The sequence below is a fragment of the Methanoculleus sp. UBA291 genome (assembly GCF_002499755.1).
In the GTDB taxonomy this organism is placed as follows: Archaea; Halobacteriota; Methanomicrobia; order Methanomicrobiales; family Methanoculleaceae; genus Methanoculleus; species Methanoculleus palmolei.
This window is the reverse complement of sequence record NZ_DANC01000042.1, coordinates 11,824-32,186: the sequence shown is the minus strand read 5'-3', so window position 1 is coordinate 32,186 and position 20,363 is coordinate 11,824. Positions and strand designations below refer to the sequence as shown.

The 20,363-nt window shown below is 62.9% G+C and carries 22 protein-coding genes; 10 read left to right on the top strand and 12 right to left on the bottom strand.

The genetic code is table 11. From position 1 onward, the window contains the following. The 4 genes from BP737_RS10425 to BP737_RS10410 form a co-directional block, all read left to right on the top strand. Positions 1–708: hypothetical protein (locus BP737_RS10425; protein ID WP_292410792.1), on the top strand; the 708-nt coding region annotated here is incomplete at its 5' end. Positions 709–741: 33 nt separating this feature from the next. Continuing rightward, positions 742–1,413 (top strand): LolA family protein, encoded by a 672-nt coding sequence (locus BP737_RS10420; RefSeq protein ID WP_273259255.1) that lies wholly within the window; start codon positions 742–744, stop codon positions 1,411–1,413. A gap of 257 nt (positions 1,414–1,670) precedes the next feature. After that, entirely contained in the window at positions 1,671–2,033 is a 363-nt protein-coding gene (locus tag BP737_RS10415; RefSeq protein ID WP_273259256.1) for a hypothetical protein, read from the top strand. Between the two features lie 65 nt (positions 2,034–2,098). Next, on the top strand, positions 2,099–3,046 hold the full coding sequence (locus BP737_RS10410; RefSeq protein WP_292410791.1) for a cytochrome c biogenesis protein CcdA: 948 nt from the start codon (positions 2,099–2,101) through the stop codon (positions 3,044–3,046). Between the two features lie 142 nt (positions 3,047–3,188). Here BP737_RS10410 and BP737_RS10405 read toward each other — a convergent pair whose 3' ends face one another. Then, entirely contained in the window at positions 3,189–5,720 is a 2,532-nt protein-coding gene (locus BP737_RS10405) for a U32 family peptidase (protein ID WP_292410790.1), read from the bottom strand. A gap of 82 nt (positions 5,721–5,802) precedes the next feature. Between BP737_RS10405 and BP737_RS10400 the strand changes: the two genes are divergently transcribed. From BP737_RS10400 to BP737_RS10390, 3 genes are all read left to right on the top strand, one after another. Continuing rightward, positions 5,803–6,603 carry a pyrroline-5-carboxylate reductase family protein gene (locus BP737_RS10400; protein WP_342686172.1) on the top strand — a complete coding sequence of 267 codons (801 nt, stop codon included), beginning with the start codon at positions 5,803–5,805 and terminating at the stop codon, positions 6,601–6,603. A gap of 56 nt (positions 6,604–6,659) precedes the next feature. Further along, positions 6,660–7,289, top strand: coding sequence for a type I 3-dehydroquinate dehydratase (locus tag BP737_RS10395; protein ID WP_342686171.1), 630 nt, complete (start codon positions 6,660–6,662; stop codon positions 7,287–7,289). A gap of 152 nt (positions 7,290–7,441) precedes the next feature. Next, positions 7,442–7,609: a hypothetical protein gene (locus BP737_RS10390; protein WP_342686170.1), complete on the top strand. Its 168-nt coding sequence runs from the start codon at positions 7,442–7,444 to the stop codon at positions 7,607–7,609. Positions 7,610–7,748: 139 nt separating this feature from the next. Here BP737_RS10390 and BP737_RS10385 read toward each other — a convergent pair whose 3' ends face one another. Further along, the gene (locus BP737_RS10385; RefSeq protein WP_342686169.1) at positions 7,749–7,979 is read right to left on the bottom strand and encodes a hypothetical protein; all 231 of its coding nucleotides are present in this window, start codon (positions 7,977–7,979) and stop codon (positions 7,749–7,751) included. Positions 7,980–8,276: 297 nt separating this feature from the next. Between BP737_RS10385 and BP737_RS10380 the strand changes: the two genes are divergently transcribed. Together BP737_RS10380 and BP737_RS10375 are read left to right on the top strand one after the other, a co-directional pair. Further along, positions 8,277–8,456 carry a helix-turn-helix transcriptional regulator gene (locus tag BP737_RS10380; protein WP_292410395.1) on the top strand — a complete coding sequence of 60 codons (180 nt, stop codon included), beginning with the start codon at positions 8,277–8,279 and terminating at the stop codon, positions 8,454–8,456. A gap of 6 nt (positions 8,457–8,462) precedes the next feature. Next, positions 8,463–8,936 (top strand): hypothetical protein, encoded by a 474-nt coding sequence (locus tag BP737_RS10375; protein WP_292410397.1) that lies wholly within the window; start codon positions 8,463–8,465, stop codon positions 8,934–8,936. A 178-nt stretch (positions 8,937–9,114) separates the two neighbouring features. Here the strand turns inward: BP737_RS10375 and BP737_RS10370 are convergent, their stop codons facing one another. From BP737_RS10370 to BP737_RS10330, 9 genes are all read right to left on the bottom strand, one after another. Beyond that, complete coding sequence (locus BP737_RS10370; RefSeq protein WP_292410399.1) at positions 9,115–10,113, bottom strand: chorismate synthase; 999 nt, start codon at positions 10,111–10,113, stop codon at positions 9,115–9,117. Further along, entirely contained in the window at positions 10,110–11,477 is a 1,368-nt protein-coding gene (gene aroE, locus BP737_RS10365; RefSeq protein WP_292410401.1) for a shikimate dehydrogenase, read from the bottom strand. The genes BP737_RS10370 and aroE overlap by 4 nt, the downstream gene beginning before the upstream one ends. Continuing rightward, on the bottom strand, positions 11,474–12,742 hold the full coding sequence (aroA, locus tag BP737_RS10360; protein ID WP_292410403.1) for a 3-phosphoshikimate 1-carboxyvinyltransferase: 1,269 nt from the start codon (positions 12,740–12,742) through the stop codon (positions 11,474–11,476). The genes aroE and aroA overlap by 4 nt, the downstream gene beginning before the upstream one ends. Continuing rightward, positions 12,739–13,533, bottom strand: coding sequence for a prephenate dehydratase (locus BP737_RS10355; RefSeq protein ID WP_292410405.1), 795 nt, complete (start codon positions 13,531–13,533; stop codon positions 12,739–12,741). The genes aroA and BP737_RS10355 overlap by 4 nt, the downstream gene beginning before the upstream one ends. Then, positions 13,530–14,354, bottom strand: a complete 825-nt coding sequence (locus BP737_RS10350; protein WP_292410407.1) for a prephenate dehydrogenase/arogenate dehydrogenase family protein — start codon at positions 14,352–14,354, stop codon at positions 13,530–13,532. Before BP737_RS10350 ends, BP737_RS10355 begins: the two co-directional genes overlap by 4 nt. A gap of 5 nt (positions 14,355–14,359) precedes the next feature. Further along, positions 14,360–15,346, bottom strand: a complete 987-nt coding sequence (locus BP737_RS10345) for a 3-dehydroquinate synthase II (protein WP_292407399.1) — start codon at positions 15,344–15,346, stop codon at positions 14,360–14,362. Beyond that, positions 15,343–16,128 (bottom strand): 2-amino-3,7-dideoxy-D-threo-hept-6-ulosonate synthase, encoded by a 786-nt coding sequence (locus BP737_RS10340; RefSeq protein WP_342686173.1) that lies wholly within the window; start codon positions 16,126–16,128, stop codon positions 15,343–15,345. The genes BP737_RS10345 and BP737_RS10340 overlap by 4 nt, the downstream gene beginning before the upstream one ends. Positions 16,129–16,133: 5 nt before the next feature. After that, positions 16,134–16,925 carry a 2-amino-3,7-dideoxy-D-threo-hept-6-ulosonate synthase gene (locus tag BP737_RS10335; protein ID WP_292407401.1) on the bottom strand — a complete coding sequence of 264 codons (792 nt, stop codon included), beginning with the start codon at positions 16,923–16,925 and terminating at the stop codon, positions 16,134–16,136. 315 nt (positions 16,926–17,240) lie between these two features. Then, complete coding sequence (locus tag BP737_RS10330) at positions 17,241–17,729, bottom strand: multiprotein bridging factor aMBF1 (protein WP_292407404.1); 489 nt, start codon at positions 17,727–17,729, stop codon at positions 17,241–17,243. 57 nt (positions 17,730–17,786) lie between these two features. Between BP737_RS10330 and BP737_RS10325 the strand changes: the two genes are divergently transcribed. Beyond that, on the top strand, positions 17,787–19,025 hold the full coding sequence (locus BP737_RS10325) for a proteasome-activating nucleotidase (RefSeq protein WP_292407407.1): 1,239 nt from the start codon (positions 17,787–17,789) through the stop codon (positions 19,023–19,025). Positions 19,026–19,076: 51 nt separating this feature from the next. Here BP737_RS10325 and BP737_RS10320 read toward each other — a convergent pair whose 3' ends face one another. After that, positions 19,077–19,670: a GNAT family N-acetyltransferase gene (locus BP737_RS10320; RefSeq protein ID WP_292407410.1), complete on the bottom strand. Its 594-nt coding sequence runs from the start codon at positions 19,668–19,670 to the stop codon at positions 19,077–19,079. Positions 19,671–20,363: the final 693 nt, after the last annotated feature.

Sequence of the window (20,363 nt, the reverse complement as noted above, 5' to 3'; positions counted from 1 at the left end):
GTGAGTGTCGCGATGGTGCCGGCGATGGCGTGCGAACCGGGAACACCTTGCGGCGATGCCGAACTGGACCTGCAAAAAACCAATCTGTCGGGTCTGGAGAAGTACGAAGTTGTTGCTTCTGCTTTGAACCTGAATGAGGTGCAAAAACTCTCAGAGATCCCACGTTCCGAAGATCTGAGTATGATCGTCGACAACGCGAAAGCATTCTCCTTCGAGAAGGAACTTGAAGACGGATCAATCAAGCATGCAACGGCTGTAGTACTGCCCATCGAATCTGTTATTGAAAAAGACGGTTTGGTCCAGACATCAAACATCGTTGCGGTCTGGGACGATGACAATGCCCGGGTACTCAAGTACACGTGTATTTTCCAGGAAAAGTCTCTGTACACACTCGAGTTCAGCATAATTGACGCCAATGGAAATATGGTCACGGAAACCATTATCGACGAGGGCTCATTCATCCAGAAAACGTCGGAACATCTCTTTGTAACAGATGAGGACCCGGATTACTGGCAAAGAGTTGTTTACTGTATCACCCTGAATTGTGCCTGTGCGCTTGCTGGAATCCCCTGTCCTGGAGTGTCGGTCTGTGAAATTTGTATAGTGTTGTTACAACCATGTGTTGCTCTTATGACTCCATATACCTGCGCCCCTGCCGTAGCTTGCTTAGGAGTGGAAATAGCCGCATGTATGTACGACAGCCTGTAAATCAGGTAAACACCTCTTTTTGTGGAGTGTGCTATGACAACACAACAGCGCTATCAATTTGTAGTGGTTATCGTATTACTCGGACTCGTTTGTTCCGGTTGTTTGGAAACAGACGTAGATGTGGATACGCTTCTGCAAAAAGCCGCAGAAAAGCAGGCAAATGTAGAGAGCCTGGCATACATCGAGAAGCTTACTTTATATATAGGAAATGAAACGGAGACTATCGAGTATGATGTACTTTTAAAGAAACCGGACAAATTTCGAAGAATCGAAAAGAGCGGCTCATTTATACGCTCAGAGGTTACTTCTAATGGAGATATAGTCTGGATCTATGATCCTGAGAAAAATATAGTGTTCATTAGAAATCTGACATCATCAGAGAAACTACCAGAACCTGCGATCTATGTGCTGTTGAATGATAATATCTCTGAAAAATACATGGTAATAGGTCAAGAAATGGAGTCGCACTACTCAACCTCTGCTTATAAGATAGAACTGGCTTCTCGCGAGTCGGATAACGAAGATACGAGAGAATATCTGCTGTGGATCGACCCCGATGGTCTTATCCCGTTGAAACTGGAGAGTTGGGACAAGGGCAATCCAGTGCTAACCCTGGAATATCGAGATTATTCGATAAATTACACAGCAGATGATAGTGATTTCACCTTTACGATTCCTGATGATGCGTCGGTGATGTATATATGAAACTCGACCCTATCGTCAAGGAGGCACTCTGGCGCTCAGTTGTAGTCTTTTTCGTGTCGATTATCATCGTCGCTATCATCATCGCGACAGCTCCCCTCCCAATACCTGCGTTCTTGTTGTTTCCCTTGGCATTGACGATCACTGCAGTATATTTCTCTATTATGGTGTGGTATGGACGAAAGGCAGCCGGACGATCAAAACCCCATACCTATCCTCCATCGTTCCCTCCGGTTAGCGGATACAGGGAAGGAGGAAAGATGCAGAGGCGAGTCGTTGTCGAGAAGGTGACCGACGCCATCCTTGCCGTCGTGATCTTCCTGATCTATATCTACGCGTCCCTTGCGTATTCCATCAACCAGGTCTTCTGGCTTCTCATCATCGTCCTCCTCGGCCTGCTACTGACGCGCATCGTCTTCATCGATGGTGGGGAGCGCCGCATCACCTTCGCGCGATCGGTTGTCTTCTACCTCATAGTAGCCATGATCGTTCTTCTGCGCTATCTGGCACTGGGGTATCCCGTTGTCCCCCTTCTCCGGGGAATTGTGCTTGTTGGTATCGTTGCTTTTCCCATCCTCTATATCTGGGAACGGCGATCGGTTCCGAGGGGAACGGACCGATGATCGATGGATGGCCTGTGGAGTGATCGATGTGCTCTACACACACCTCTGCGAAGGGCGGAGGACTCATGGTTGTAAAAACAGTGCAGGCACTTGCCGTTCTGCTCATCGCGTGCACGTTGTGCATTCCTGCAGCCGCGGCTTCAACAGTCTCCCTCGAATACTACCACATGGACCGGTGCTCGGACTGCAGGTTCATCGATCCGCTGATCGCGGACCTGGAAGGCGCCTACGACGGCGCCCTCACAATCGAATGGATCGACGTCGAGACCGTGGAAGGATGGGAGCGATGGAACGCATACGCATTTCTCGAAGTCCCGGCCGTGGTTGTGGACGGCACCTTCAAGATCCCCAAGGAAGAGATAACTGAGGAGAGCCTCAGGGCGGCGATCGAGCAGTCCCTTGCCGGCGAGCAGCCGCAGGAGAACTCGCCGCCGATAAACTGGGACATCCCGTTTGCATACTCTCTGGGCCTCCTCTCCGGGTTTTCGCCCTGCCTGATGGCGATACTCGGATTCATACTGGTGTACGTCACCGGGTCGGGCAAAGAATTGAAAAGCAGTCTCCTGAATTCGTTGATATTCGGCCTGGGGCTGGTCGCCGCGTATATCGTCATGGGATGCTGCTTCCTGCTGGCGGGGATGTCGCTCGGCGGTTTCGGCCCGTATCTCGCCGTCGCGGCGGGACTGATCACGATACTCGCCGGGGTGAACCTGCTCGGGTTGATACGCCTCCCGGTCTCCACCGACGACTATGTCCGGTCATCGTTACGGAAGCACGCGACCACCCTTGCCGGGTTGTTCGTGCTGGGCATGATGTTCTCGATCGTCAAGGTCCCGTGCGCCGCACCGATGCTTCTCATCCTGCTCAGCAGAATCCTGATCGACGGCACCGTGCAGGATCTATCACTCCTGCTGGTCTTCGGGGCAGGGGTGCTCACGCCGTTTCTCGGCGTCGGGGTCCTCGGGGGATACGCCTCGTCAAGCAGGATACGAGAATACAGGGATATAATTTGAGCGGGAAGCGGGATTTTTTTGATAGGATTCGGGATCTGGATGCTCTTCTGGGGATAAATGGAGAATGCCGGAGACGGAGGTACCCGCCCGGAACGGATCGTCCGGGTAGTGGGGTCTCATGGCAACGGTGCCAAGATACCCCTTACTCCTCGATTCCCCGGACGAAATGCCCGCCGGTGATGCCCCCGAGCGCCCGCCGTCTCGCCTCCTCCTTGAGCGCGGAGAGCGTGCCGGGGGCTCCCCGGCCGACGGCGTCGAGCCCCGCCCGGTAAAGCCCGGCCATCTCCCCGGCGTAGCGGGGCCCCCGCCCCCGTGCATCGATGGCGACGGCCGCGATGCCCGTCCCGGCGATCCGGGGCAGGCGGTCGATGAGGCAGGTCTCGACGGCGTTCGCGATAGAGGTCCGCCCCTCACTGTCGCGCCGGACCGGAAAGACACGGCCCCGCCCGTCCTTGAGCCCCAGAAAACGGCCGCCGGTGAGAGCCCCGGCGGCCATCGCCGCCAGCCGGTCCTCGGTCACCATCGCCTCGACGTTCCCCTGCACCAGCACCTCAAGTTCGGGAACGCTCTCGGTCGTCGCCGCCAGACGGGCAAGGTCGGCCGCCGGAAGTTCGGGGGATGCCGTACACCGCAGGAAGAGCGCCGCCAGTTCCCGGGCGGTGCGGTGGTTCCAGACGTTCAGCCCGGCTGCGCCGTAGAGGTTCATCCCCGGAGCGGCCCGCCGCACCGCGTCCGCAGCGCCGGGACCGCTCACCATGACGCCGCGGACCCCCGCCTCATAGAGCGACGGGAGGAGAGGAGCCGCCGTATCAAGGAACGCGCGCCGGGTGATCGACGGCCATTTCCAGACAGGGTCGGCGCCTCCTCCGGCGCAGACGGCGGCGGCCTCTTCAAGGACCTCCGGGTCGGCGGACTCGATATAGACGGTCCGGGCGCCGCCCCGGACGGCGGCCTTTGCACCCTCAGGGGTATCGACGTAGACCGATACCGACGGGAGCCGGGGACCGGGATGCGGCCCTGCAGGATGCGTCATCCCGGCAATCGCCGCCCGGGCACGTTTTCCGGCCGCATCCACCGCATCGGGCCCCGGACGCCGTGCGGCGAGGACGGCCTCCTCAACCTTCTCCAGGAACGTTCGCCGGACCCCGTTCAACTCCCCGAGCGGGAGAAAGAGCCCGCCCGGGTACCGGAGGTCCATCTTCCGGACCGTAAACGGCGTTCCTCCGGTCTTTCGGAGTTGCTCCGCGATCCGGTCCCGGGAGAGCGGCCGGTTCCGTGCAGGCTCCATCCGGAGGTCCGGGCGGTAGCGCACCCGGAGCGGCTCACCGTCGTTCCGGTCGACGACCGCCTCCAGGCAGGGGGTGCCGTCCTCCCAGGTAACCGAAAGATCGAGCGGCAACGGCCGGAGAGGCTGTTTCATGACCTGTTTTGCCCGCTCCTCAAGGTCCGCGCTCTTCGTCAGGAAAACCCGGGCCCCCGGCACGACGGGCGCAGGGACGGAGAGCCGCACCGTGCCGTCGCGGACGGTGGGCGGGCCGCGGACGACCGCGCCCGTATCCTCCTCCGGGTCGTCCGTGCAGAAGGCCAGTCCGTCGCCGGAACGGGGCGCGAGATCGCCGGCGAGGCGCACGGTCGCTTCGTGCCGCTGCGGGTTGTAGCCGGCGACCGTGCCGAGCAGGATGCCCCGGTTCCCGGGCCGGTCGCGGGCCATGATATCGGAGGCGCCGAGGAGGTAACCCTCCGTGAACCCCCGGTTGAACGCGAGGGCAAGGTTCCGCATCTCCTCCCGCGAGGGGGACCATGCCTCTCCTGCAGCGAGCGCGTCGAGGGCGCGCCGGTAGATGCTCACCGTCGTCGCGACGTACTCCGGCGAACGCATCCTCCCCTCGATCTTGAGCGCCGCCACCGGTGCACGCACGATCCGGTCAAGGCGCGGGTATACCGCGAGGTCCCGGGTCGAGAGCAGGTACCGGTCTCCTGCCGGCACGGTGTGAAGATCCTTCGGGCGCCCGTAATCGTCCTTATCCCCGACGACGAGCCGGTAGGGCTTCCGGCACGGCTGGGCGCACATCCCCCGGTTCCCGCTCCGCCCCCCGATGACCGAGGAGAGGAGGCACTGGCCGGAGTAGCAGTAGCAGAGCGCACCGTGGGCAAAAACCTCGATCCCGACCCCCCGTGCCTCTGCGTCCCCGGCAATCCCCTCGATCTCGGCGAGGGTGAGTTCACGCGCAAGCACCACGCGGGAGAATCCCTCCCGTGCGGCCCGGGCCACGCCTTCGCGGTTATGGACCGTCATCTGGGTGGAGGCATGGAGGGGGAGGTCGGAGACCACCTCCCGGGCAATCGCCGCCACCCCGGCGTCCTGCACCAGGACGGCGTCGACTCCGGTCTCGTAGAGCCGGAGGAGGTATCGGGTCACATCGGGGAGTTCTTCGTCCCGGACGAGGACGTTTACCGTGACATAGACCCTGACGCCGTGGAGGTGTGCATAATCGACGGCGGCGCGAAGTTCCTCGTCGGAGAAGTTCGCTGCGTAGTGACGGGCTCCAAAACGCCTCCCGGAGAGGTAAACGGCGTCCGCGCCGGCGGCGACGGCTGCGGAAAGGGCCGCCGGCGACCCTGCCGGCGCAAGCAGTTCCGGCGACCCGGGCACCTGATGGTGATTGTGCGGCATCTCTTGAGTACCATTCGTCCCACCGGTCTATAACTCCTCCCCGGTGAAAACATGTATTCAGTTATAGAGAGGTTGAGGAATCATGGATGCCGTAGGGATTATCGGTTACGGGCACATGGGCAGGATGCTGATGAACGGGTTTCTTTCATCCGGCGCGCTCTCCACCGACGAGGTCGTGGTTGCCTCTCGCAGTCGGACGAGCCTTGATGCATGCGCCGCGGCATGGCCGGGCATCGGCATCGCCGAAACGAACGCGGAACTCGCCCGGCGGTGCCGTCTCGTCGTCCTCGCCGTCAGGCCCCGGGAGGTGCGGGAGGTCCTCCGGGAGATTGTTCCGGCGATGGACGGAGATGAGCATATCGTCTCGCTCGCCGCCGGGATCAGCCTTCGGGACCTCGAAGAGGCGTTTCCCGGGTCGGTCACCAGGGTCGTGCCCACGGTCACCTCCGCAGTCGGACAGGGGACGACGCTGGTCTGCCACGGGCGGCAGATTGGCATGAACGACGCCCTCCGGGTGGAGGGGCTCTTTTCGTCGGTCGGGAACGTGATGCTCGTCGAAGAGGAGGAACTCGCGGCGGCCACGCTTCTTTCGAGTTGCGGGCCGGGGCTGCTCGCCGCCGTGATTGAGGAACTGGCCGACGCGACGGCCCGCGCGAGCGGACTCCCGAAGGACCGGGCGGTTATGCTGACGACAGAGATGGTTGCGGCTACGGCCGCCTACCTTCGGGAGACCGGCGCGGCACCCGCGGACCTCGTCGGTGAGGTTGCGACCGGAGGCGGGGTCACGGAAGCCGGGGTGCAGGGGCTCCGGGAGCGGTTGCCGGGGGTCTTTGATGCGGTCGTCGCTGCCATGCTGGAGCGCTGCGGTACGGTGGGGACGTGACGGAGGGGAGAGGAGGAGGCAGGCATTTAAATGATCAGGGGTTATACCGGACGGGTATGAAGATCGTCGTCTCTGTGGAGAATACCGGGGTTATCGACGAGGTTCTGGAATACAACCCGACGTTCATCGAGATCCGGCTCGACCGGATGGAGGGGGACCTGCTGGATCAGGTCCGTGCGATCCGGGAGAAGACCGCCGTCCCGCTGATTGCTACGCTCAGGAGCAGGGAGGAAGGGGGCAGGTTTGTCGGGAACGCCGACCTCTGGACCCGGATCATCGGACCGATAGCACGCTACGTCGACCTCGTGGACGTCGAGGCGCGCTACCGGGACCACGCGCCGTTCATCAAGGGGGAGGGCGTCCAGATCCTCGCATCTCTGCACACGAACGAGATGCCCGCCCTGCCGGAGCTCGGAAAGATCGAGGAGATGCTCAGGTCCTACGGCGATATCCCGAAGATCGTCGTGAAACCCCGGACCCGGGACGACCTCGTCGAACTCGTCGCGTTCACCCATCGCGCTCCGAAACCCATCTGCACGAGCGTCATGGGCGCCGAGTTCCGCTACGCCCGGGCGATCTTGCCCCTTTTCGGGTCGGAGTTCACGTTCTGCCATGCCGGGAGCCCGACGGCCGAGGGACAGTACCATATCCGGGAGATGCGGCAGATTGCGGACCTGGTGAAGTGAGGCGATGAGGGACTTCACGGTCCCCTTCGCCGATAAAGGGCATCGATTCCGAATTATCGGACTCTGCTTGATGCTCATCCCCACCTCTGCGGGGATGAGTTCCGGATCTGGATTTTTTCCCGGGATCGGCCTTTTTTCTCGGGCCTGTCCCCATGCAGTGGACCGTGGCGGCCGTCGCCATTGGGGATGGGGACCGGGGAGGGGACACCCCCCGCCTCTTTGTTGCCGCTGCGGTCCAGTGCGGGACCGATCTAGTGACCGGCGACGGCAGGCTCCACGACGCAGCGAAAAAGGTGGTGACCACGCACCTGGTCCGTTGATCAGGAACCGGGTAGTCCGTCCGGGAGAAAGAGCCACGACACGCCGGGAAGAACAGTAACGCCCTGTAAAGAGGGGGAAACGCTTCGATCCGACGTGCCAGGCCTCTCCCCGCTACACGGTCCGGAAGTATGCGCCCCGTCAGGACGGCAACCCGCCCCCCTGGTACTTCGCCCGCTCAAGCATTACATCCAGAAGAACAAGCGCCATCATGCACTTCGTGACCGGGACGACGGCTCGGGGTTCGTCTTCCACCACGCCGGCACCCTGACGGCCGAAGGGCAGTAATCTCCGGGAGATACGGCAACTCGCGGACCTGCTGAAGTGAGGGGTGGCCCGGTACGGTCTGTGCCGGATTCCGGAGGTCGGCATCGCAACACTCTTGTTTCACGTTACGGGCATATTTTTCGGCCTCGCGTGAGGTGACGGTGGGCGAGGATAACGTCTCGCGCTGGAGGTTGATGATTTGATTTTGATCTCGGGGGAGACGTCCTCGAACAGGGCGCTCATTGGACAAGACGCCAAGAAGACTTCATCGAAGAGGAGGCGTTTCTGTGTCATGGCCGGGAGATGAGTCATACCGACCATATTTATATGACAGAATGACACATATAATTGACATAATGTAATGTGTGTGAGAGGAGGCGGTGTATACTGAAAAACAAAAAAATGAAGATCGCAAGGATAGAGTCGGAGGTATCGCAGGAGCAACTGGCTGAGATCGTCGGAGTAACCAGACAAACGATAAGCCTGATCGAGTCCGGCAAATACAATCCGAGCCTGAAGTTATGCATTGAGATATGCAGGGCACTCAACAAAACTTTAAATGACTTGTTTTGGGAGGAGTGAGGCGCTATGGATATTGAAAAGACTGTTAAAAAAACGAAAGTAGTTATATTTGCGGCACTGATTGTCGGTGTCGTTCTTTTGGCGGTTGGGATCTTGTTCGGTTCGATGGATGGAAATCAAGCCTTGCCGGACGGTAAAGCAATTATCGGGCTGTCGTTTATACCATTAAGCGCGGCATTGGCTTCTTACATCAAATTATCAATGATCAGAAGATCCCCTCAAAAGATGAAGGAGATCATAATCAGCGATAATGATGAAAGATTGGTGGCTTTGAAGAATGAAGCCGAAGCGAACGCGTTCAGGATTTTACAGGCAGTGCTGTTTCTAACTTACATGGGATACACATTCATGGTTCCGGAGGATATCTTCGAGTCGGTCGGATGGTGGATAGTAACGGTCCTGTTATTTGTCTCTCTTATTTTACAGGCAGTATTGCTGACGGCATCCCAAAGCGGTCCTCAGACCACCGATGTAGCATGACGTACCAGTAGTTCGCGAATTTTGGTGCCCGGCATCGCAACGCTCTTCGCATAAGGGGACGGTGGTTTGACATCCGGGCCATGACCGGGGCCGGAACGTGAACACGGCCCTTCCCCGGCGATCGCATCTCCGATGCTTAACTCTCCTTCTTCGAAGGTTTGAGGATCAGGAAGGGAACTCACCGCCCCACTCCCCGGTACTTCCCCTGCTCAAGCATCGCGTCGATAATGACGAGCGCCATCATGCACTCCGCGACCGGGACGAGCCGGGGGACGATACAGGGGTCGTGCCTCCCTCCGACCGAGATCTCCCGCTCCGCGCCGGCGACATCCACCGTTCTCTGCACCCGGCGTATCGAGGGCGTCGGTTTGACGGCGAGCCGGACGACGATCTCCTGTCCGGTGCTGATCCCCCCGAGGATACCACCAGCGTGGTTGCTTTCAAACCCGGTCTTGCCGATCGGGTCGTTCATCTCGCTCCCGAAGAGCCGGGCGGCGCCGAACCCCTCGCCGATCTCGACGCCCTTCACCGCACCGATGCCCATCATCGCCCCGGCGATGGCGGCGTCGAGTTTCCCGAAGACCGGGTCCCCGAGCCCTGCGGGACACCCGGCCGCCGTCACCTCCACGACCCCGCCCACGGAGTCGCCCGCGTCCCGTGCGGCCCGGATCTCCGCTTCCATCGCATCGGGCTCCGTCGCGCCGTGCACCTCGACGATCCGCCCACGGATCGTGATCCCGGAGGGCGCAAGGCAGCGCATCGCCACCGCTCCGGCGGCGACCCGGGCAAGGGTCTCCCGCCCCGAACTCCGCCCCCCGCCCCGGTGGTCGCGGAGACCGTACTTCGCCTGATAGGCATAGTCCGCATGCCCGGGCCGGAAGACGTCCCGGAGCGCGTCGTAGTCCTCCGACCGGACGTCGCTGTTCCCGACGACGAGCGCTATCGGGGCGCCGGTCGTCCTCCCCTCAAACGTCCCCGAGAGGACCTCCACCCGGTCGGCCTCCTGCCGCCCTGACTCGAGCGGGCTTTTTCCCGGCCGCCTTCGGTCGAGGTACGGCTGAATATCCGCCTCCGTGAGGGATATCCCGGGCGGGCAGCCGTCGACGACCACGCCCACCGCCTTCCCGTGGCTCTCACCGAACGTCGTGCACCTGAAGTTTCTCCCGAACGTGTTCATGAAAGCATCTCCCGCACCAGCGCAGGCGAGACCGCAATACCGGTGATCAGCCGGAACTGCTCCGCCGCCTGGTGGACGAACATCTCCGTGCCGGGTATCGTCTCGCACCCGGCCTCCCTCGCCGCCCGGATGAGGGGCGTCTCCGGCGGCGTATAGACGAGGTCAAAGACGGTCGTCCCTCGCTCAAGGTCGCCGGGGGCAAGAAGGCTCCGGGTGTCGGGCTCCATCCCGACCGGGGTTGCGTGCACCACCACATCGGCGCCGCTCCCCTTGAACTCTTCGAGACCGCCCCGCCGGCACCCGAACCGGTCCGCAAGCCTCTGCGCCGCGTCCGCAGTCCGGGCAAGCACCGTCACGTCCATGTCGAGCGAGACGAGGGCGTAGACCGCCGCCGCCGCCGCACCCCCGGCACCGAGGACAACCGCCCGGGCGCCCCGCCGGTGAAGGAGCGGCGAGCGGACGCCCAGCCAGTCGGTGTTATGGCCGTAGAACTTTCCGCCGCACCGGACGACGGTGTTCACCGCCCCGATCGCCGCCGCGTGATCGTCCACAGCGTCAAGGTGGCGCATCACGTCGGCCTTGAACGGGATCGTGACCGAGAGACCTTTTACGGGGAGGAGGGTCGCGAGACGGACGATGACTCCTGCGTCCGGCCACTCAAAGCGGGTGTAGCGGTAGTGCTCCATCCCGAAGTGCGCGAAGAGCCGGTTGTAGAGGAGCGGGCTCTTGCTATGGGCGCAGGGGTTGCCGACGATGGCGCAGACCCGGAGGCCCGGGTCCCGGTCGATCATCTCCCCGAGGTCGGAAAGCCCGAACCGCTCAAGGAGACCGTCGCGTTCACGCCTTCGGTCCGGGGAGATGCCGGCCTCCCCCCCCATCTTCCGGACGATGCGATCCGCAATCTCCGGGGGAGTGCACGTACCGGTATCGATGCAGGCATCCGCCGCGCCGAGGTATGCATCCTTCCTTCGGGCAAGGAGCGTGCGCACCTCCTCCGCCGGGGGGAGGTCCGTCAGCCCCGGCCGGTCGCTGCCGGCGATCCGCCTATGGCAGACCTCGGGTGCGGCCGCTAGAAGGAAGACCGTGCCGTGCCACCGGAGGTCCGCGACGTTTGCCGGGTCGAGGACCGCACCGCCGCCGGTACTGATCACCCCCTCCGCGGTCCGGAGCGACGCGATCACCTCCCGTTCGAGGGCCCGGAAGTGCGCCTCCCCGTGCCGACGGAAGACCTCCCGGACCGGCATCCCCGCCCGGCGCTCGACCAGCGCATCGGTGTCGTAGAGCGGCAGCCCCAGCCGGTCCGCGAGGACCCGACCGACCGAGGTCTTCCCGGTGCCCCGGAACCCGGTGAGGACCACCTTCACAGCAACCCCTCCCCGTAGAGCGCCTCCCAGAACCCGGGAAAGGATTTCTCCACGCACCCCGGGTCCCGGATCGCCATGCCCCCGACCGCGAGCCCGAGGACGGCAAACGCCATCGCCGTCCGGTGGTCGTTGTGCGGGTCGACGGCCACGCCGTGGAGGGGCGCGGGCGTGATCGTGAGGGAATCGTCCGTGACATCGACGCCCGCGCCCATCCTCCTGAGGGTCGCCGCCGTCACCCCGACGCGGTCGCTCTCCTTGTAGTGCAGGTGCGCCGTGCCGGTGATCGTCGTCGGCGACGTTGCCGTCGCCGCCACCGCCGCGAGCGTCTGGACGGTGTCGGGAGACGAAGACATATCCACCTCGACTCCGTGAAGGTCGCCCGTCCGCTCCACCGTCACCGCATCGACGCCGGCGGCGACGTGGCAGCCCATCGCCTCAAGGACATCGAGAAACCGGCGGTCACCCTGGACCGATGCCGGGGAGAGGCCGGTGACCGTGACCTTCCCGCCGCAGACGGCCGCGACCGCGAAGAGGTAGGATGCAGACGAGTAGTCGCCCTCAATCCGGTAGTCCCGTGCCCGGTAGACCGCACCGCTCTCCACCCGGAACCGGTCGTAGCCGCGCCTCTCAAGCCGGGCGCCGAACCGGAGCATTACGTCCGCGGTCACGTCGAGGTATGACCGGGAGGCCGGGGCTGCCGGGAGCGTAAGTTCCACGTCCTCCTCAGCGTAGGGCGCCGCCATCAGGATGGACGATACGAACTGGCTGCTGATGCTCCCGTCAATCTGCGTCTTCCCGCCCCGGAGCCTGCCGGAGACCCGGATGGGCGGGTAGCCGGGCCGGCCGGCGGACTCGACCGAGCCGCCGAGCGCTCCGAGGGCATCGGCAAGGGGGCCGACCGGCCGTTCGAGCATCCTCGGACTCCCCGTCAGGACCACCGGGTACCGGGCAAGAAGCGCCGCCGAGGTGAGCAACCGGAGGGTCGTCCCGGAGTTCCCGCAATCTATCGTGACCTCACCCGGCGTCGGGAAAGCGCCGCCGCACCCGGTGACGGTGATCTCTCCCGGCAGCCATTCGACCGGGACCCCGAGGCTCTCCAGCCCCCGGGCGGTCAGTTCGGTGTCGGCCGCCCGGAGGGGTCCCGCAATCCGCGACCTCCCTGCAGCAAGCGCACCCGCAATCAGGGCCCGGTGGGTGTAACTCTTGGAGGGAGGGGCCGAAAACGTCGCGTCGACCGGCCCGATCCGCGCCACCCTGACGATCATATCCCTGGCACCTCCATGCATGCGTAACACCCGAGTTCCCTGACGGCGGTCATCCCTTTGAGTTCCTCCTTCGCCTCCCGCCATCCCTCAGATATCTCGACGTCGATGAAGAAGATATATCGCCCCATACCCCGGCGGGCCGGCCGAGACTCTATCCGGGTCAGGTTGACCCCACGCCGGGCAAAGACCCCGAGCAGGTCGGCGAGGAGACCCGCCCGGTCGATCTCCGGGTCCACAAGGAGGCTGCACTTCGTGCAGCCCGTCTCCTCACGGGGGGCGGCGGATATCTCCACGAACCGGGTGATATTCTCCCTGCTGTCCTGGATGTCGCGGAGGGCTATAGGTAGGCCGTAGATCGCCGCCGCCGTCTCCGGGACGACCGCCCCGGCACGGCTTTCTTTCCGCATCGCGGCCGCGCTTGCGGCGTTGCTGCTCGTGTGCACGACCTCCACCCCGAGCCTGGTGAGGATGACGGAGCACTGCTCGTGCGTCTGCGGATGGGCGTAGATGACCGAGAGGCGGCCGGGCTCCCCCCGGGCCGCGAGGTGGTGCCGGATGGGCATATACGCTTCTCCGGTGATCGAGACGTCGAACTCCATGAGCCCCCGGAGCGTCTCGCCCACGCCGCCGGTCTCCGAGTTCTCGATCGGGACGAGGCCGATAGCCGAGCCGCCCGCCACGCGCTCGATGACGGCATGGATGGTCGGCAGGAGTTCGATACCGCCGCCGTAGAGCCGGGCCGCGAGTGCGTGGCTGAACGTCCCGGCCGGCCCGAGCGTCAGGACGGTCATCGGCCCACCGCATGGTTGATGAGGTCGTCCGTCTCTTCCGTCGCGGCGCGGAGATACGAGGCGTAGTGGCTGGAGTTCCCGGAAAAGAACGCCCGAAGCCGCTCGCGGTCCCCGGACTCGACGATCTCCCGGAGCGTCCGGACCGCCTCCTCGAACGCCGCAAGCACCCCGGGAACGGCCGGGTTCATCTGCAGGATGTCCCCGTAGAGGTCCGCATCCTGGGCGAGGAGCCTTCCGACGAATCCTATCTCGATCCGGTAGACGGGGCTTGTGAACGAGAGCGTCTCCCCGACATCGGCGCCGGTCCGGCGGATGGCCTCCGCCTTCGCGAGCGTCCCGAAGTGGGTGAGCCCCTGGACCACCGCCATCATCCGGTCGTGGTCTTCCGGCGTCGAGAGGGTGACCGACGCTCCCTGGTCGCGGAAGACCGAGAGAAGACCCTCGAGGGTCTCCGGGCGGCACCGCCCCGGGGTCGCGACGATCGTCTGGCCCCGGAGCGAGGCGGCGCCCGGCCCGAACATCGGGTGGAGCCCGATCACCTCCGCACGGGAGGTGAGCATCGCCCGGACCGGCTCGACCTTGAGGGACGTCAGGTCGCAGAAGACCTGCTCCTCCGTAAGAAGTGGGGCGACCTCCCGGATCACCCCGACGGTGGCGCGGATCGGCACCGAGACCATGACGAGGTCCGCCGTCTCCGCGATCTCCCGGCTGGATAGCGCGGTTCTGGTCCCGGAGACGATCACCTCCCATCCCGCCGCTCGAAAGACTTCCGCAAAGAATCGTCCCATCTGCCCGGTGCCGCCGATGATGCCTGCAAGCATTCGCGTCACTTCTCCCGGATCGTCTCCGCAACGGCGATGCCGAAGTGCCGCCCGCCCTCTGCGATGCTGCCGAGAACCCTGTCGCCCACCGCGAGGACCGCGACCGATACCGGCGCGCCGTCCTCCGCCACAAGCCGGATCGTCTCGGCGTTCTGGAGGACCAGACTCACCTTTACATCGCCGGCCTTCGCCTCGACAAGGAGGAGCGGGCGGCGCTCGATCTTCACCCTGCCGACGACCGCGTCATGAGTCGCGCCGGTATGCTCCGCGACGAGCACCTTATCGCCCGCCGCGAGGTCGGCAAGGTAGGCCGTTTTCCCGTCCGGGAGGAGAATGTAGGCGTGCACCGCCCCGGCGTTCACCCGGAACGGACGCGGCGCCACGTAGGGGTTCTCCAGGGTCTCGGGGTGCACCATCAGGAACGCCGAGGAGGTGTTGCCGACGAGCATGCCCTCGCCGTCGGCGAGGAGGGAGCAGGTATCCACGCAGACCCGGTCGCCCATCCCGACGGGGGCGATCCGGGTCACCTCGAACGGGACGAGGGAGACCTCGCGACCGGCGCCGGCGAGCGTCTTTGCCGTCCGCCGGACCTCCGCCGGGTCGTCGGTCGAGAGGAGGACACCCGCCGCCCCGCGTTCGAGGACGGTCAGGGTGACCGCCGCCTCATCGGCGCTCGCGACTGCGGCGATGATCCGGTCCGACTGCGCGACGAGGTTCTCGAGCGGGATGACCGTCCAGTCCCGTGTCCGGACGACGACGAGCCCCTCGCGGGAGAGCCGGAGCGCCTCCTCTTCGGTCGCCTTATCGACGATCTCGACCTCGAAGACGTCCTTTCCGGGGACGAGATCGCCGTTCTCCGCGACCGTCGCCACCCGCCCGAGTTCCCGCACGCGCCCCGCATCGTCGACGGCCAGGGCGTCCGCGCCGCTCTCGATAGCGGCCGTCGCAAGGTCCTTTCGCCACGGCCTGACATCGACCCAGAACCGCTTCATTGCCCGGTCTCCAGCGCCTCGGCCGGGCTTCTGCCCTCGTGGACCACCCGGCAGATCGCGGCTATGAACCGGGCGGGGTCGTCGCGCTGGAAGGCGTTCCTTCCCATGCAGACGCCCGCCGCGCCCGCCCCGATCGCGTCGCGGATGGTCGTGAGCGTCTCGAGGTCCCCACCCTTCTCGCCGCCGGCGATCATCACCGGCACCGAACAGGCCGCGGTGATCCGGCGGAATGTCTCAGGGTCGCCGGTGTAACTCGTCTTGATCAGGTCGGCGCCGAGTTCCTCGGCGACCCGGACGCAGTGCCCTATCGCCTGCGGCGAGGTCGGGTCGACCCCCCTGCCGCGGGGGTAGATCATGATCAGGAGCGGCATCCCCCAGCGGTTGCAGTCCCGCACCACTGCGCCCGCCGACTCAAGCATCCGCGACTCGTTCGGCGCGCCCAGGTTGATGTGGATCGAGACCGCGTCGGCGCCGAGCGCGACCGCCTCCTCCACGGTGCAGACGAGCACCTTGTCGTTCGGGTCCGGGTTCATCGAGGTGCTTGCGGAGAGGTGCACGATGAGGCCGATATCCTTTCCGTGCTTCCGGTGCCCCCCCTTCACCATGCCCTTATGGAGGACGATGGCATTCGCCCCGCCCTCGCTCACGGCGCTGACGATCCTGGTCATGTTGCAGAGCCCCTCGATCTGACCCATCGTGAACCCGTGATCCATGGGGATGATCACGGCGCGGCCGGTATTTCGGTCCATAATCCGCTCGAGGCGGATCTCTTTTCCAATCATCTCGTTCACGTCCGAAGAATCTCCATTGCCTCTTCTGCCGACCGTCCTTCGTGGACGATCAGCGCCGCAGCGCGGATCAGACGGTTGGGTGCCGGGTGCTGGAAGGCGTTCCTCCCGATAGAGATGCCGGCGGCTCCGCCTTCCATCGCGCCCTCGACGAGGGCGAGGGTCGCCCGGTCGTCGGTCTTTGAGCCTCCCGCGACCACGACGGGCACCGGGCATCCCCGGGTCACCTCCCGGAACGAGTCCGGATCGCCGGTGTAGACCGTCTTGACGATGTCGGCGCCGAGTTCCGCCGCCACCCGTGCGGAAAGTTTGACGCTCTCAAGGTCGTGCTCGTCCGCGACCTTCCGACCGCGCGGGTACATCATCGCGAGGAGCGGCATTCCCCACTCCATGCATTCGACCGCGACCCGGCCCAGGTCTTCGAGCATCCTTGCCTCGGAGTCGGCCCCGACGTTGATGTGCACCGAGACGCCGTCGGCGCCCATCTTCAGGGCGTTCGTAACGGTGTTCACAAGCACCTTGTCGTTCGGGTCGGGGCCGATGCTGGTGCTTGCCGAGAGGTGCATGATGAGACCGACGTCCCGCCCATGCCCCCGGTGTCCGTGCAGCGCAAGCCCCACGTGCCCGATAACCGCATTTGCCCCGCCTTCGGCGACGAGATCGATGGTCCTTCCGACGTCGACCAGCCCCGGGATGGGGCCGAGCGTCACGCCGTGATCGAGCGGCACGATGATGGTCCTGCCGGTGTTCCGATCCATAATACGTTCCAGACGAATCTCTTTTCCTCTCATGATCACAAATCCTCCCGGACCCGGATGATACGGTCTTCCGAGAACGGTTAATACCAGGTAAACTGGCTAAAATAGCGATAAAACGCTGCCGCTCCAGAGTTACCGACATCGACGGTCAAAAGGCGGCTGGTTGTCTCTGCGGGGGTAGGAGTTACTTCGTTAGCCGAGGTAAAAACGTTCACCGGCGAAAAAACATTCACCACGCATTAGGGATAGCGTTACCCATTTATTGTATAAATAGGTGCCGGATTCCCGCGCGAAGGGTGAGTCCGTGACGGGCCCGGAGGAGATCCGGAAAAACGTATGGGAAGAGCCTTACTTCCGGCTCTTCTTGAACGCGATTACGTCGCCGACGGTCATGGCCACCCGGCCCGGCCCGCCTGCGGAGGTACTGTCTTCGGCCGAATCGATCAGCCTGATATTGAGCGCTTTTTCAAGTTTTTTCCGGACGTCGTCCTCGGGAATAAGGTCTCCCTTCTCGATTTTTTTGACGAGGAGTTCGCGTTCCTTTATCGCCTGTGCGAGATCGAGCGTGGACCACCCCTTCTCTTCGCGGGCGATCCGGATTCGGTCGGCATAATCGTCGACGATCTCTCCTTCCATCAGGTCGAAGACGTCGCGAGGTCTCCTCCGGGTCTGCGGGACGGCGAACCCCGATGTCTTCTGCGGGGCGCCTTTTCGTCGCGGTTGCTGGACTTCCGTACCGTATTTTGCGCATCGGGAGCAGACACAGAGTTCCGCACCCTCGATCATAATGATTTTTGACGGTCCCTGGATAGGAGCGCCGCATAGTTCACACTGCATAAGTCTCGCAAACAACTTTATATTTATTTTAACCTATATAATTATTTGAGGAGACCCATGGGAGATATCGTTCGGCAGACACCCGAGAAGGATACCGGTGAAGACATCTACCAGTATCTCCTGGAAAGGATAACGAACCTCGAAAACCGAAACCTGGAGCTGCGCGAGCAGTTCCGCCAGATGGAGTCCGAGAAACGATACGTTGAGACTCAGAAGATCCGCTACGAACGCGAGCTCCGAAAACTGAAGAGCGAGATCGAACAGCTCAGAAGTCCCCCGCTCGTGATCGGGACGGTTACGGACGTTATCGACAACAGCCGGGTGATTGTGCGGAGCAGCGCAGGACCGCGATTTTTAGTCCGGACCTCCCAGCTCATCGACCCCGATCTCCTCAAACCGGGTGTGAGATGCACGCTCAACCAGCAGTCCCTCGCCATCGTGGATGTGCTCCCCACGAGTTACGACGCGCAGATCTACGGCATGGAACTGGTTGAGTCGCCGGAAGAGACCTACGAGAACATCGGCGGCCTTGAGCCGCAGATCGAGGAGGTCCGCGAAGCCGTCGAGCTCCCCCTCACAAAGCCGCACCTCTTCGAGAAGGTCGGGATCTCCCCGCCGAAAGGCGTGCTCCTCTACGGCCCTCCCGGTACGGGGAAGACGCTCCTTGCACGGGCGGTTGCCCACCAGACAAACGCGCACTTCCTCCGCGTGGTGGGTTCGGAGCTGGTGCAGAAGTACATCGGCGAGGGGGCACGCCTGGTCAGGGAACTCTTCGACCTCGCGAAACAGAAGTCGCCGTCGATCATCTTCATCGACGAGATAGACGCTATCGGCGCGCACCGAAACGACTCGACGACGTCCGGCGACCGCGAAGTCCAGCGGACGCTGATGCAGCTCCTGGCGGAGATGGACGGGTTCGAAAACCGGGGCGACGTCAAGATCATCGCCGCCACGAACCGGATCGATATCCTCGACCGCGCCCTCCTCCGTCCCGGCCGGTTCGACCGGATGATCGAGATCCCGCTCCCGGACCACGCAGGAAGGCTTGCCATCTTAAAGATCCACACCATGCACATGAACCTCGGTGAGGACGTCAACCTCTCGGAGGTCTCCCGGCTCACGGAAGGGAAGAACGGCGCCGATCTCCGGGCGATATGCATGGAGGCGGGAATGTTCGCCATCAGGATGGAGCGCGATGCGGTCACCGGCGACGACTTCATGAAGGCGATCGACAAACTCTCGGTGGACTTCGACCGCCACCACTTCCATACCACCTTCGGCGAGATGTTCGCCTGAAGGGTACTCTCTTTTTGAATAACGGCTTTGCCGGAATACTATAGCCGAACGCTATGCCTTGAACGTTTTTTCCAGTGCCGAAAGGCGCCCCGGAACAAGATCGCTCGCGAGGAGGCCGAAGATCACACGATCGTAATACCCGCCCCGTGCATGCCAGTATCGCCTCTGGACGCCTTCCCGGACAAAGCCGCATCTCTCCATCACCCGCCGCGACGGCGTGTTATCGGCAACGGTGTCGCCGTTCAGCCGGTAACCGTCGAGCACGGCAAAAGCGAAGTAGACCAGAAAGTTGCAGGCCATGGTGCCGTAGCCTCTTCCCCAGTACGTATCGTCGAACTGGTAGCCGATAAGAAACGCTCCTGGACTGAAATCGACCGACAGGAGTGCACACTGCCCGACGAACTCCCCGGTATCCTCCAGTCTGACTGTGAAGACATGGTGATCCGGCGTTTTCCCCTCCGCGAGCGCTGCCTGCATCTCCTCGATCAGAGGGAGAAAATAGGACCGGGTGGCCTCCTCCGTGTTCGGTCCGAAGAACAGCCACCTGCAGACCGACTCCTTTGCGAGCATCCGGGATATATCGGGAAGGTCGTGCTCGGTGCAGTAGGAGAACCTCAGATCCCCGCCGATCCATGTGCGCTGCATGTATCAGCGTTCGATCTCCCAATATATGGAATATAGTCCTGCAATGAGGAGGGCAGGCATACTCTCTTTCTGAACGCTGGAACCCTTTTCCTGGGCACGGCAGTCCACGGAGGGCATACCGGGAGCGTCACAGTGCAGAGTTCACACCGGGCGATGCTTACGCAGGAACGAGACAAGCAGTGAGTTGAACGCTTTGGGGTTGTCCTGATTGGAGCAGTGACCTGCGTTCGGAATCCGGTGAAACTCACATTTCGACTCCAGTTTTGCCCACACCGGGGCAATTTTTTGATATTGCCGTGGCGGTCGGGCGTGACCCGGTAATGAATTGGGCACCCGTCTTTTTTTTGAGAATGTTCTCCTCAAACGATATCGATCGTCCCATGGTCGCTCCTCCTCATAAAAAGTTCATACGCATCATAGATACTCGATAGACGGGGATTGGAGGCCTGGTTTCGGGTCCGCGGAGGCTGAGGCTTGTGATAGCCTCATACCCTCCCAGGAATGAGACCCGACTCCGGGTCGATACGACCCGCCCGGGCGGCGGGCCCTTACGCAGCAGTCACAGGACGTGCACCGTTCCGGGAATCCTCTTGCCGCGAAACAATCGCTGCGGGAGAGGGGGGGGCGGCCGGGGTATCCCGACAGACCTTCGTTCATCCCGCGGAGGATGCCCGCCGTGCATACCTGGACCGC